At 36.2% G+C, this 13,781-nt stretch carries 10 protein-coding genes; 6 read left to right on the forward strand and 4 right to left on the reverse strand.

What is annotated here, in order from left to right; all coding sequences use genetic code 11:
• Positions 1 to 10 precede the first annotated feature (10 nt).
• From KYG33_RS17210 to KYG33_RS17230, 5 genes are all read left to right on the forward strand, one after another.
• Complete coding sequence (locus KYG33_RS17210; protein WP_077413617.1) at positions 11 to 226, forward strand: DUF350 domain-containing protein; 216 nt, start codon at positions 11 to 13, stop codon at positions 224 to 226.
• On the forward strand, positions 219 to 1,733 hold the full coding sequence (locus KYG33_RS17215; protein ID WP_219072119.1) for a polyamine aminopropyltransferase: 1,515 nt from the start codon (positions 219 to 221) through the stop codon (positions 1,731 to 1,733). The genes KYG33_RS17210 and KYG33_RS17215 overlap by 8 nt, the downstream gene beginning before the upstream one ends.
• Before the next feature lie 70 nt (positions 1,734 to 1,803).
• The gene (locus KYG33_RS17220) at positions 1,804 to 3,297 is read left to right on the forward strand and encodes an NAD(P)/FAD-dependent oxidoreductase (protein WP_257468821.1); all 1,494 of its coding nucleotides are present in this window, start codon (positions 1,804 to 1,806) and stop codon (positions 3,295 to 3,297) included.
• A gap of 9 nt (positions 3,298 to 3,306) precedes the next feature.
• Positions 3,307 to 4,332, forward strand: coding sequence for a hypothetical protein (locus KYG33_RS17225; RefSeq protein ID WP_077413620.1), 1,026 nt, complete (start codon positions 3,307 to 3,309; stop codon positions 4,330 to 4,332).
• 27 nt (positions 4,333 to 4,359) lie between these two features.
• Positions 4,360 to 6,114, forward strand: coding sequence for a discoidin domain-containing protein (locus KYG33_RS17230; RefSeq protein ID WP_219072121.1), 1,755 nt, complete (start codon positions 4,360 to 4,362; stop codon positions 6,112 to 6,114).
• Between the two features lie 49 nt (positions 6,115 to 6,163).
• Here KYG33_RS17230 and KYG33_RS22515 read toward each other — a convergent pair whose 3' ends face one another.
• From KYG33_RS22515 to KYG33_RS17245, 4 genes are all read right to left on the reverse strand, one after another.
• Complete coding sequence (locus KYG33_RS22515) at positions 6,164 to 6,577, reverse strand: hypothetical protein (protein ID WP_317619681.1); 414 nt, start codon at positions 6,575 to 6,577, stop codon at positions 6,164 to 6,166.
• A 35-nt stretch (positions 6,578 to 6,612) separates the two neighbouring features.
• Positions 6,613 to 7,023: an alpha/beta hydrolase gene (locus KYG33_RS22520; protein ID WP_257468823.1), complete on the reverse strand. Its 411-nt coding sequence runs from the start codon at positions 7,021 to 7,023 to the stop codon at positions 6,613 to 6,615.
• Between the two features lie 83 nt (positions 7,024 to 7,106).
• The gene (locus tag KYG33_RS17240; RefSeq protein ID WP_219072122.1) at positions 7,107 to 9,359 is read right to left on the reverse strand and encodes a TonB-dependent receptor domain-containing protein; all 2,253 of its coding nucleotides are present in this window, start codon (positions 9,357 to 9,359) and stop codon (positions 7,107 to 7,109) included.
• A gap of 45 nt (positions 9,360 to 9,404) precedes the next feature.
• Positions 9,405 to 11,666: an outer membrane beta-barrel family protein gene (locus KYG33_RS17245; protein WP_219072123.1), complete on the reverse strand. Its 2,262-nt coding sequence runs from the start codon at positions 11,664 to 11,666 to the stop codon at positions 9,405 to 9,407.
• Between the two features lie 321 nt (positions 11,667 to 11,987).
• On the opposite strand from KYG33_RS17245, the gene KYG33_RS17250 reads away from it, so the two are divergent.
• Positions 11,988 to 13,769 carry a carboxypeptidase-like regulatory domain-containing protein gene (locus tag KYG33_RS17250; RefSeq protein ID WP_219072124.1) on the forward strand — a complete coding sequence of 594 codons (1,782 nt, stop codon included), beginning with the start codon at positions 11,988 to 11,990 and terminating at the stop codon, positions 13,767 to 13,769.
• Positions 13,770 to 13,781: the final 12 nt, after the last annotated feature.

Consider the following 13,781-nt stretch of genomic DNA (forward strand, 5'->3'; position numbering starts at 1 on the left):
ATATAAAACTATGGACAACATCAATTTATTACCAATATTCAATTCGGTTCTTTACTCATTTTTAGGAATCGCTATTTTGCTGGTGTGTTATTTCATTATTGAAAAACTTACTCCGGAAAAAACATGGCATGAGATCGCTCAGAACAAAAATATAGCACTGGCTATTGTCTTCGGAGCATTTATCATAGGAATTTCAATGATTATAAGCGCCGCAATTCATGGATAAGAAGAGGATTCCTCTTGAGCTGCTTTTATTGTTTTCAGTATTCGTCATTGCTACATGTGGATTGATTTATGAATTGGTGGCCGGAGCCCTGGCGAGCTATCTTTTAGGAGACTCTGTAAAGCAGTTTTCTTTCATTATCGGGGTGTACCTATTTTCAATGGGAGTAGGTTCCTATTTTGCGAAATTCATCAAAGGAAATCTGATCGATAAATTTATTGAGATTGAGATTCTGGTTGGAATCGTGGGCGGAGTCAGCTCTGTGGTGCTCTTTACTTTGTTTAATACACTGGCACATTTTGAGAGTGTTCTCTATCTCTTTGTCTTCTTCACAGGATGCCTCGTTGGAGTGGAAATTCCGCTTTTGATGAATATTCTGAAAGACAGGGTGCAGTTTAAAGACTTAGTTTCAAATGTCTTTGCATTCGATTATATCGGAGCTTTGCTGGCATCCATTCTATTTCCATTGGTTTTGATTCCGAAACTGGGAATTGTAAAAACACCTTTGTTTTTTGGGCTCATTAATATTTCGATCGCTATATTCCTCTGCTACTATCTTAAAAAGGAATTGTCAAAACCGCTATCATTAAAAGTAAAATCAATTTCAGCGTTTATTGTATTGGTAGGACTTTTTATTTTTTCTGATACTATTTTGTCTTATTCTGAAGAAAAATTATATGGTGAAAATGTGGTTTATACCAAAAGTTCTCCCTACCAAAGAATTGTTCTCACCAGAAATACTCACGAATTCCGTCTGTATTTAAATAATAACTTACAGTTTTCTTCCACCGATGAATACCGTTATCATGAAGCTTTAGTGCATCCGGCGATGTCTATGGCAAAAAACATTGATAACGTTTTGATTCTTGGAGGAGGTGATGGTTTTGCAGCAAGAGAAGTATTAAAATACAAAGACGTTAAAAAAATAACGCTTGTAGATCTGGATGGAGAAATGACACAGTTTTTTAAGACCAATGAAACCATGCGAAAGCTGAATCAAAGTTCTTTTTCCAATCCTAAAGTAGAAGTAATCAATAAAGACGCCTACATTTGGGTAAAAGAGAACAAAAAAAAGTTTGATGTCATCATCATAGACTTTCCGGATCCCTCCAATTACAGCTTAGGGAAACTCTATTCCCTGCAGTTTTATAAAGAACTGGAGAAACTGACGACTTTGGACACTAAAATTGTAGTTCAGACCACTTCTCCGTATTTTGCTCCCAAATCATTCTGGTGTATAGAAAAAACGATCAATCAGATTTTTCCTTTCACAGCGGCGTATCATACTTATGTTCCGTCTTTTGGAGAATGGGGATTTTCTATGGCTTCGTTTGAACCTGTCAACAACAGAATCTACAGAAAGCTTCCCGGTTTAAAATTTTATGATTACAACTTTTCACAGATGTCTTATTTCAGTAAAGATATGAAAGTGAAAGAAGTAGAAGTTAACCGTCTGGATAACCAGATACTAGTTCGTTATTTCGATGAAGAGTGGGGGAAAGTACAGTAGAAAGGATTTTCTTAAAACTATATTTTTAGGTAGCCTTATGCTTCCCTTTTTGCAATATTGCGGAAAGAAGGTGAAGTCACTGCTCCTGAGGATTACGGGTACTAATCATGTTCTCGGACATCGGCTGTGGGCAAAAGATTTTCCACAGTTTTCAGAAGTTATCCACACCAAATATCTTATTGTGGGTGGTGGAATTTCCGGACTTTCGGCATGCCGTTTTTTTAATCTGAATAATGAAAATGATTACCTTCTCCTTGAAATGGAAAATCATCTCGGTGGAAACTCTTCCAACGGACAGAATTCATTTTCAAAATTTCCTTTAGGTGCTCACTATTTACCATTGCCAAACAAAGAGAATACAGAAATCATCGAGTTTCTGAAAGAATGTGGAATCTGTCTTGGAACGGAAGAGAACGGAGAGCCCATTCTTGATGAATACCAAATGACTTTTCCACAACAGGAAAGACTGTTTTATAAAAACTCTTGGCAGAATGATATTGTTCCCCAAAGAGGAATTTCAACAGAAACCCAGCAGGAACTTAACCGCTTTTTCAAGCTGATGGATGAGTTTCGTGTAAAGAAAGATGCACAGGGGAAATATTGGTTTGCTATCCCGGTACATGATTCAAGCAGAAAAGATGAGGCTGTAAACCTTGAAAAGCTCATTTTCAAAGACTGGCTCAAAGAAAATAATTATCACTCCGAAGAACTTCTTTGGCTTCTGGATTATTCCTGCAGAGACGATTTCGGATTAGGGATAGATTATGTTTCAGCATGGGCGGGAATTCATTATTTCGCTGGAAGAAAGAATAACTGGAGTACTCAATATAAAGATCAGGTTTTCACATGGCCGGAAGGCAATGCAAGGCTGGCAAAACATTTCTCAAAATATACTGAAGGAAAGCAGATGTCCGGTAATCTTGTCTTTGATGTAACGCTCAATGGTAAAGTTGAGGTCCTGAGTTTTGACAATACCCAGAAAAAAACAAAAAAAATCATTGCTGATAAAGTGCTGTTTGCATCACCACAGTTTGTAAACGAAAGAATTTTCAATCATCAAAAAGCGGCTTCTTTCAACTATGTTCCCTGGCTTTTAACAACAATTACCCTGAGGAATGAATTCGGAGGAGATGAAGAACTGGCCTGGGATAATGTAATCTATGGATCTTCTGGATTGGGTTATATCTTTGATCAGCATCAGAATCTTAACCAGATTATGGGTGAAAAGGTGATTACCCATTACAAAAGTTTTTCAACCGGGGACTGCAGAAAAGCAAGAAAAAAATTGTATGCCATGCAAGACGCCGAACTGAAAGATTTAGTTTTAAATGATCTGAAGAAAGCACACCCTCTGATAGAAGACTTTGTTCTGGAAATGCAGTTTCATAAAATAGGGCATGCGATGATCGCGCCGGTTCCCAACCAGATTTTTGGAGAAGAAACCAGAACAGCAAAAGAACCTATTGAAGATAAAATTTTCTTTGCCCATTCCGATCTTTCAGGAATATCTATTTTTGAAGAAGCCTTTTATCAGGGAATCCGGACTGCAGAAAAAATGATATAAAATTACTATATGAAACAACCCTGGATACATAATGTCAAAACAGACTGGTGGTTTATTTTATCACCACCTTTCCTGGTATTGCTGATTATTTTTCTTTTTCAGCAACAGATTCAGGGGCTGGAAAATCAGTATTCTTTTTACACATGGCTCTTTCTGATTGTTTTTGTGGATGTAGCCCACGTCTATTCTACCTTGTTCAAGACCTATTTTGTAAAAGGTGAGATCCAGAAAAATAAATTACTTTATCTCGGAATTCCTGCTATAAGCTGGATTTTGGGTGTTATTCTGTTTCAATTCGGGAATCTGACCTTCTGGTCGGTATTGGCTTTGGTTGCAGTTTTCCATTTTATACGCCAGCAATACGGGTTTATGAGAATCTATGCGCGTTTTGAACCGAATAACTGGAGCAAAAAAATAGATGAGGTAGCTGTTTATTCCGCAACAATCTATCCCATGTTATATTGGTTCATGACACCACGTGCCTTTACATGGTTTGTCAATAATGAGTTTGACTGGCTTAAAAATCTCCCGGATTATACTCATTTAATCACAGTCATATATTTTACAATTCTGATTATTTGGATTGCTAAAACTGTTTTTGAAGCTTTTAAAACCAAAAGAATTAATATTCCCAAAACTGCACTGATTACCGGAACTTTCCTTTCCTGGTATTTCGGAATCGTGTACTTCAACAATGATCTTCTTTTTACTTTTCTGAATGTGATTTCCCACGGAATTCCTTATATCGCATTGATTTATATCCGGGAAATACAGCAAAAGGAAAATAGTACGTTGAATGGAATGCAGATTTTTAAATCTTTTTCCGGAGTATTTTTATTTATAGGAGTTCTTTTGGGATTTGCCTTTGTTGAAGAATTTTTGTGGGAAACGCTGGTCTGGAACGAGCATTTTTCCATGAATGTGATGATCTCGGAGAAATGGTTTCAGTTTCTGCTTCCGTTATTAGTAGTGCCTCAGCTTACTCATTATCTCCTGGACGGCTTTATTTGGAGAAAACCAAAAAAAGTTAGCTAACTTTGCGGTAATCTTTAAAATCTAAAAATGAGACAATACTTTCTGTTATTAGCAATTTTTCTCGGAATCATTGCAGGAGCACAGCAGAAGACTTTCTGTAATCCTATCAATATTGATTATGGTTATACTCCTTTCGAAGTTTTTTCTAAACAGGGAAAACACCGTGCTACGGCAGATCCGGTGATTGTTAATTTTAAGAATAAACTGTTCCTTTTTTCTACGAATCAGGAAGGATATTGGTACAGTGACGATATGCTGGACTGGAAGTTTGTAAAAAGGAAATTTCTCAGAGACAATAAATACACTCATGATCTTAATGCTCCGGCAGTTTGGGCTATGAAAGACACTTTGTACGTTTATGGTTCTACCTGGGAGCAGGATTTTCCGATCTGGAAAAGTACAAATCCTACAAAAGATGATTGGAAAATTGCTGTAGATACCTTAAAAGTAGGAGCGTGGGATCCGGCATTCCACTATGATGAAGATAAAAATAAACTCTATCTGTACTGGGGTTCAAGTAATGAATGGCCATTGCTGGGAACAGAAGTGAAAGTGAAAAACCTTCAGTCTGAAGGTTTTGTAAAACCGATTATTAAATTAAAACCAGAAGACCACGGCTGGGAACGTTTCGGGGAGTATAATGATAATGTTTTTCTTCAGCCTTTTGTGGAAGGAGCATGGATGACAAAGCACAACGGAAAATATTATATGCAGTATGGTGCTCCGGCAACAGAATTCAGCGGATATTCTGATGGAGTATACGTAAGCAAAAATCCTTTGGAAGGCTTCGAATACCAACAGCATAATCCGTTTTCCTATAAACCGGGAGGTTTTGCCAGAGGAGCAGGTCACGGAGCTACTTTTGAAGACAATTATAAAAACTGGTGGCACATTTCAACCATCTTTATCTCCACTAAAAATAATTTTGAAAGAAGACTGGGAATTTGGCCGGCAGGTTTTGATAAAGATGATGTAATGTACTGTAATACAGCTTATGGTGATTACCCCACATACCTTCCGCAATATGCACAGGGAAAAGATTTTACAAAAGGTCTTTTTGCCGGATGGATGCTGTTGAATTATAATAAACCGGTTCAGGTTTCATCTACTTTAGGTGGATATCAGCCGAATAATGCTGTAGATGAAGATATCAAAACCTATTGGAGTGCCAAGACCGGAAATTCTGGAGAATGGTTCCAGACAGATCTTGGTGAGGTCTCTGCTATCAATGCCATTCAGATCAATTATGCTGACCAGGATGCAGAGTTTATGGGGAAAACCTTAGGAAAAATGCACCAGTACAAGATCTATGGATCCAATGACGGCAAGAAGTGGAGTGTAATTGTAGATAAAAGCAAAAACACAAAAGATGTTCCTCACGATTATGTAGAACTGGAGCAGCCTGCAAAAGCCCGTTTCCTTAAAATGGAAAATCTGAAAATGCCTACAGGGAAATTTGCACTGAGCGGTTTCAGGGTATTTGGAAAAGGAGCAGGGAAACAGCCTTCAAAAGTTGAGGGATTTGTACCTTTAAGAGCTGATCCCAAGAAATATGGTGAAAGAAGAAGTATCTGGATGAAGTGGCAGCAGAATCCTGATGCAGACGGCTATGTAATCTATTTCGGGAAGTCTCCTGATAAATTGTATGGAAGCATTATGGTATACGGAAAGAATGAATATTTCTTTACAGGAGCAGACAGAACAGATGCTTATTATTTCCAGATTGAAGCTTTCAATGCCAATGGGGTTTCAGAAAGAACAGCCGTTGCAAAATCTGAATAAATACCATTAATAGATAAAAGAATAACACGTTTTGAAGTATCAGAACGTGTTATTTTTTTGTTAGTCTTTTAAGAAAAGCTTCAATTTTATTGATAAGAAATTCATCATTAGGCTGTTTATCCCAATCCAGATGTCCACCATTGAATGGATAAGACTCATGGATAACATGATTTTTATTTAAAACTGAATCTAAGATTTTTTCCTGAGTAGAAGGTATGACATGATCCGAATTTCCATAATAAGATAAGGTAGGAGGGGAGTTTTCTCTTATCCATTTTACAGGACTTGCAAAATCTATTCGTGTTGTGCCCTTTTTCGGTACAGCGGGATCTACAAGCCTTTTTTCCACAAAAGAATATTCCTGATAATTTCCGAAACCCGGATCTGATAGATCTGCAGGGCCAACAATATTAATTACAGCTTTTACTTTTTTGTCAATATCGAATTGATAGGCATATAACATAGACAAATGCCCGCCGGCACTGTTTCCTAATAAAATCAGGTTGGGGTGGTAACCCAGTTTATTTTTAGCAACTCAGTCACTTTTCTAATATCCTCAGCCTGATTCGGAAGTCTAAATTGAGTTGCTGAAGCCAGTCTATAATTCATGTTGACGAAAATATGATCAGGAAATCTCTGCATCAGAGAAAGTGTGAAGAAAGTCAATTGTGACTTATTTCCACTGCGCCAGCCTCCACCATGGATAATGATGAAGACTTCTTTTTTGGTATTTGTTTTTTTGTTTGGAATATAAAGATCCATGACCTGCTTATCGCTATTCCCATAATGAATATTTTCTTCTTTATCAAAGCTGGCATTTTTACCCAGTTCTATCTTTTTTTCCTTGCAGCCAATCCATAGAAAAAGCAGGATTAAGCAAACCGAAATAATATGTATATCTTTTTTCATAGCAATTAAATATAAAAAATCCGCTGAAAAGAATCAGCGGATACTGTAAGAATAATTAATTGAATATGAAGAAAGATAGTTCTTTATCTTGTTCTGCTTTTGATAGCATCTGATGCACCTTCGATGTCTCGTACTTTTTTCACTTTCTGGTTTCCGAAATTGTAGGTAAGGCTTACCATCACATTTCTGTTGTAACGGTTTTGGTGGATGTAATTATAATTTCCATTCTCCTGGAAGTCTTCAATTTTAACGATATTGGTATTAAGAATATCATTGGCATTAACTGCGAAGGTCCACTCGTTCCACACTTTCTTGATGCTGAGGTCTAAACTCATTAAACTTTTCAGTAATCCAAGTTCGATCTGCTGCTTGTCTACGAAGAAATAATTAACTCCAAAGAACCATGTTTTCTTTTTATCAAGACGGATCGTGTTGTTGGTCTGGATCAAAAGACTGGTAGAATTAGTCTTGTTGGTGTATACAATATCTTCGCCCTTCTGATTCCTAAATCGATCTCCCGTAGTAGGATCCATATCAAGGCTTCCATTGTTGATATTATGCTGAACTCCAATATTGAAGTTGGTGGTCCAGTATTGTTTGAAGAATGATTTCTGAACCCCTACCATTGCAGACATTTCCTGTTTATTTCCGAAATTGGTTCTTATATATCTCAATACAGGATTGGGACCCACCGTACCATCAGGAGATACCGGATATCCCTGCAGCGGAACCTGAGTGATGGCATCCTGAATATAAGAATGGTTTAAAATCAGGAAGTATGAGTTTTTAAACATATAAGTTAATTCCTGATTGTAAGTAGATGAAGCCTTTACAAAAGGGTTGTTCTGAGTATAATTATCATCTGTCAGAATGTTTCTCACCGGATTGATTTCCCAGAAGCTCGGTCTTCTCATTCTGCTTGAAAAGGAATAAGAAATATTGTTTTTATCATTGATTGCATAGTTGAAGCTCAAATAGGGAAGAAGGTTGTTATAATTTCTTTCAATCCTTTTAAGTTCATCTGTAGGGGCATTGTCAGAGGTTCCAAGACTGTTTGTAATTTCATATCTCGCTCCGATTTTTCCAGAGATTTTATCCGATAATTTCTTTTCTATCGTCAGATAAGCACCATAAATATTTTCATCATAGATAAAGTGGTTCGGTCTTGAATCCGGAACTTCTGCGGGATTAAAAGAATACGTAATGTTTTTAGAATCGTTGTCTGTTTTGGTTTTATTATAATTTCCCCCTATTGAAATAGTCAGATCATTTTTAAATTTCTGATTATAATCTACCATTCCGGAGAAGTTATTAATGATCTGTGGAAGATCCTGGAATAACTGTGTAGTCATTTTTCCAACTCCCATATTCGCATCAGACATATGTGTTCTGTTGTCTGTAAACTGGAATCTTTTATAATTAAGATAAGCCGCATTTACATTAAGCTTACTGCCTAAGGAATCGGTCTTTAATTCATAATTTAAATTCACGGAATTGTTGTAAGATCTTGCATCTTCTTTATTCTTGGACCATGTATATTTTGTTCCGTTTTCTGTCTTAATGGTATTGAAAAGATTTACGGTAGAATTATAACTTTTATTAGCCCATGTGTTCCATGATAAAGCCAAGTTGCTTTTATCGTTCAGCTGATAGTCAATATTCAGATAACCTCCGATATTTTTGTTCGGATCATCAATATCTCCCGTAGATTCGTTAGATGTTTTGGTAGTTCCGTTTCTTAAAGTGTAGGTTTGTGCCTCTATATTTTCACCACCGCTTAGGTTGGCGCTCACTCCCAGTTTACCTTTTCGATAGTTGGCAGAGAAACTGGCCTGACTTCCGTTGTATTTACCGGTTGTATTAGACATTCTCATATTTCCGTTGAGACCGTCACTCATTTTTTTCTTTAAAACGATATTGATGATACCATCCGATGATTCTACCTGATACTCACTGCCAGGAACAGTAATCACTTCAATTTTCTGGATGTTTTCTGCCGGAGTATTTTTCAGGAACTGAGCCAGCGACTCAGAGTCCATATTGCTTTTTCTTCCGTTGATATAGATCAGAGCATTATTTTTTCCTGCGATTTTTAATGTTTTATCATCTGTGGAAGACAATAGAGGAGTCTGTTTCAGAAGGTCAAAAGTGGTATTTCCTTTAGCTACTGGTGATGCTGCCACATCATATACAAAACGGTCACTTTGCTTTTTGAAAACCTGTTTTGTAATGGTAACTCCTTCTATATTTTTTGTTTTTGCCGTATCAGATTTCTTCTCCTGGGCAAATGCACAAGTACCGAATACGATAGCCATTGACAAAATTATACGTTTCATGTTTGTTTTTATTTAAGAGTGGATTTGTGATATAAGTTGTGCAGATTAGGTTCTTGATTTTACAGCATCATTAGCTGATTTCATTTCCCTTGCCTTTTTCAGTTTCTGATTTCCGAAATTATAAGTAACCCCGATGCTCATGAGCCTTGGATAGTTGAAGTTGGTTATATTGTTATATTTTCCGTTTGGCTGTACTCCTTTAACGCTGTAAAAGCTTTGGTTAAATAAATCGCTTACTTCCGCTACAATGGTCCAGTCGCCTGCAATTTTTTTCAGACTAAGATCAAAGCTTTGTCTTGCTCCTATCATACCTCCTTCCATAGCGGTCTGGCTTGCAAAGAAGTAATTAACTCCTAAGAACCAGTCTTTTTTAGATGAAAGTCTGATAATATTATTGATCGTTACAGACATATTGTAGTTTTTTACATCAATGATATAAGGATCCAGTGACTCGGATTCGTACTGACCTAGCTGAGACGTTGGATCTTCCCATACTCCGCCTTTGTAGGTAACATAACCCAAATTAACAGAATAGTTAGTTGTCCATATGTCTTTGAACCATGACTTGTTCATTCCCAGCGTAAGAGCGAGCTCTCTGTTTTTACCGTAATTGGTTCTTATATACCTTAGGAATCTAGTTGTTCGCATGATCATATTTCCGCCTGGACCATAGACTATATTTCCATTTTTATCCCTTTCTGGAGTTGTTAAAGTCCCTTGTAATGGAAGCATGTCAGAGGCAGATGCATCTTCTACCATATTAAAGCTAAGATTGGCATAAAATGCATTTTTGTACATATAGTTCAGCTCCTGATTATAAAATTTTGAAGCAAGAACAAATGGATTGTTCTGTGTATAATTCGTAGGAGTGAAATACGTTCTGGACGGATTGAGTTCCCAGAATCTTGGTCTTCGGATTCTGCTTGAGAAAGTATAGCTCAGATTGTGATCAGAATTGATGGCATAATTTAAATTCAGATAAGGTAAAAGATTGTTGTAATTTCTTTCAAACCCTGTTTTTTCCAGAATTTCTCCGGTACTTCTTGTCATTTCATATCGGGCTCCTATTTTTCCGGATATTTTCTCAGTCAGTTTACGTTCATAGTTCAGGTAAATACCTAAAATATTTTCTTTATAAATGAAGTGATTGGTTTGTTTAGGATCTATCACAAAATCACTACCTATTAATTTGTCTTGTTTGGTATCATTATCAGTGTTCGTATGATTGTAGCTGATTCCCATTAACCATGTTGCGCCTTTAGCCGTTTTTTTCAGATAGTCGATATTTGCTGCATAGTTGTTAATGATCTGAGGTACTGATTGATGAAGTGCAGAATATTTGTTGATGGTATCATTAGTTAAAGGAAAACTTTCATTAAAACTTACTTTATCTCTGTTGAACCATAAGTAAGAAATGTTTGAGGTAAGTCTGCTTCCCAGAGAATCTGTTTTCATTTCATAATTTAAATTGAAAGAATGATTTCTGGTTTGTGCATCTTCATTATTGACCGTTCTGTTATTTAAAACCCCATTTTGCCAGTTGGTAATATCCAATACAGAATTGAAACTTTTATTATATCTCATGTTGTAGGAAAAACCAAGACTATGCTTTTTATTGATCTCATAATCAACATTAAACCCTCCGCCAAAATTTTTATTGGGATCATCATTAAACCCAAATGATTCATTTTTGAATGTAGGATCTCCGTTAGAGAGCGTATATCTTTGTCTGTCTGTCCAGCTTCCCGTTCTGAAGTTTGAGTTACCGGACCACCTTCCTTGTCTGAAGTTAAAAGAAGCTCCTGCATTTGGGTTGTTGTAATAAGCCTGCTCATTCTGCATTTTCAACGTTCCGTTGTAACCGTTGTTCTTGCTTTTTTTCATTACAATATTGATTACGCCTTCTTTGGATTCAACCTGAAATTCACTTCCCGGAACTGTAATCACTTCAATTTTCTGGATATCCTCTGATGGAGTAGATTTCAGCATTTCAATCAATGCCTCAGAATCCATATTTGTTTTCTTATTGTTGATGTAGATCACCGCATCATTTTTTCCCAAAATCTTCAGTGTTTTTCCATCAATGCTGGAAATCATTGGAGTTTGTTTCAAAAGATTAAAGGTGTTGGTTCCCTTAGCAATAGATGAAGAAGCTACATCGTAAACTAAACGGTCTCCTTGTTTTTTGAAAACCTGCTTCTTGATATTCACTGCATCAATAGCATTTACTTTCAAACTGTCTTTTTTCTGCTGGGCAGTTACAAGTCCACCGAAAAATAGTGCTGCAATAAGAATTTGAGTTTTCATGATATTATTTTTTAATTAATAGCTTGTATGGTTTGTTATTTTACATTACAAAGATATATAATAAATTTAGTATCATGCAATGCAAAGTACTTAAAATGTTTTTAAACTTTATTTAAGTATTTGATTATCAGTAACTAAAATTTTATATCAATTTTGAGTTTCAATGTTTTTATTACTTAATTAGACAATTTGAAGTTCATTTTTGTTACATGACAATATGAAATTGATGGAAATTTTAAAAAAAATTTAATGAGAAATCAGAAAAGATAACAATGATTGCATTTTATTATTAATTTAGTAAAAACTAAAAATTAATACCATATGCGAAAATTTTATCTTTTATTATTGTTGTTTGTGTTGATGTTTTCATGTAAAAATGAAACTTTCTCAGAAATAGAGGACGACACAACAAACCCTCCATCCAATTATAATTTTGGGAATACAGCGCAAAAGAACTTCCAGGGTGTCGTTCTTGATACGAATGGGCTTCCGGTATCAGGAGCAACGGTTACAATCGGAACAAGTACAGTTACAACCAATCTTAAAGGTTTCTTTACATTTAAAAATGCTTCGGTAAAAGAAAATTTTGCCCATATAAAAGTGACAAAATCCGGCTATGTAAATGCATCGAGGGTTTTGGTACCTACCAACGGAATAAATAGGGTGAATATCATGATGATTCCCGCAACAACGACATATACAATTACCACGGGTTCTACCTCTACAGTTTCATTACCAAACGGAACAAAAGTAAAATTTGACGGAAGTTTCAAAGATGCAAACGGAAACGCCTATTCAGGAAATGTGAGTGTTGGGGTCTTTCATTTAGCACCATCCAATCAATATCTTAATGAATTAATGCCTGGATCATTTTTGGCAACCAATTCAGGAGGTAATGCCAGAATAATGGAAACATTTGGAATGCTGCATGTACAGTTGACAGGAACTGCGGGACAAAACCTTCAGCTTGCAAACGGACATACCGCAGAAATAACTGTTCCTGTGGATGCCACACAAACTTCCAGTTCACCGACTACAATTCCATTATGGTCTTATAATGAAGATACAGGAATGTGGAAAGAAGAAGGTTCTGCTACAAAGATTGGAAATGCTTATGTAGGAACAGTAAGTCATTTTTCCTGGTGGAATTATGATGCACAGTTTGAACAGGCAACCATGAAAGTAACTGTAAAAAACTCTGCAGGGCAGGTTTTACCTAATACCAAGGTAGCTTTAAAGAGAAGCTCTCAAACGTATGAGACTTACGGAATGACGGATAATGCAGGGGTGGTTTCCGGAATTGTTCCGGCAGGTGAAACTCTTAGTTTAAAAGTTTATGATGTCTGTAATAATGTAATTTATACATCGAACGTAGGCCCTTTTCCAACAGGAGTCATAACGACTATTTCTGATATTGTTGTAAACCCTTCTACATCTACCAGCTATACCATTCAGGGAGTTCTGAAAACATGTGCCAATGCCAATGTGAGTGATGGTTATGTAGAATTGAAACCAACAGTAAGTACAAATTATTTCCAGTATATGTCAGTCCCGGTAGATAATAACGGAGGTTTTATATTCAATACGTATTCATGCACAGCAAATCCACAGTTTAGGTATGAAGGATTTGATAACGTTAATTTTCTGAGTACTAATGAAGTTACTTTCACTGCCACATCTACTACTATGAATTTGGGGAATATCATGGCTTGTAGCTCTGTGAATGAATTTGTGAGTTATAAAATTGATAATCAACCTATTATTAATTTGTCAGGATCGTTCAATGCGCAATGGACAGGTCTTACTTCTACATCACCTAATCTGCCAGCCAAACAATTAAGAATAATCTCAACAAATCCAATTGGGCCAACTTTCTTTATGACTCAAAACAATATGACAGGAATTACTGCAAGTTTTACCAATAACTATATGTTTGAGTTTTCGGGGGGATCCATTACATCAAATAACGGGAATTTGGTTGTTGATATAACTGCTTTTGGAGCTTTGGGAGACTACATTGATTTTACAGTTAACGGAACTTTTACAGATAATTCCGGTAATCATACCTTTACAGCAACAGGACATGTAAAACGGGATATGTAATACTATTCAAAA

The sequence above is a fragment of the Chryseobacterium sp. D764 genome (assembly GCF_019317325.1).
Taxonomy (GTDB): domain Bacteria; phylum Bacteroidota; class Bacteroidia; order Flavobacteriales; family Weeksellaceae; genus Chryseobacterium.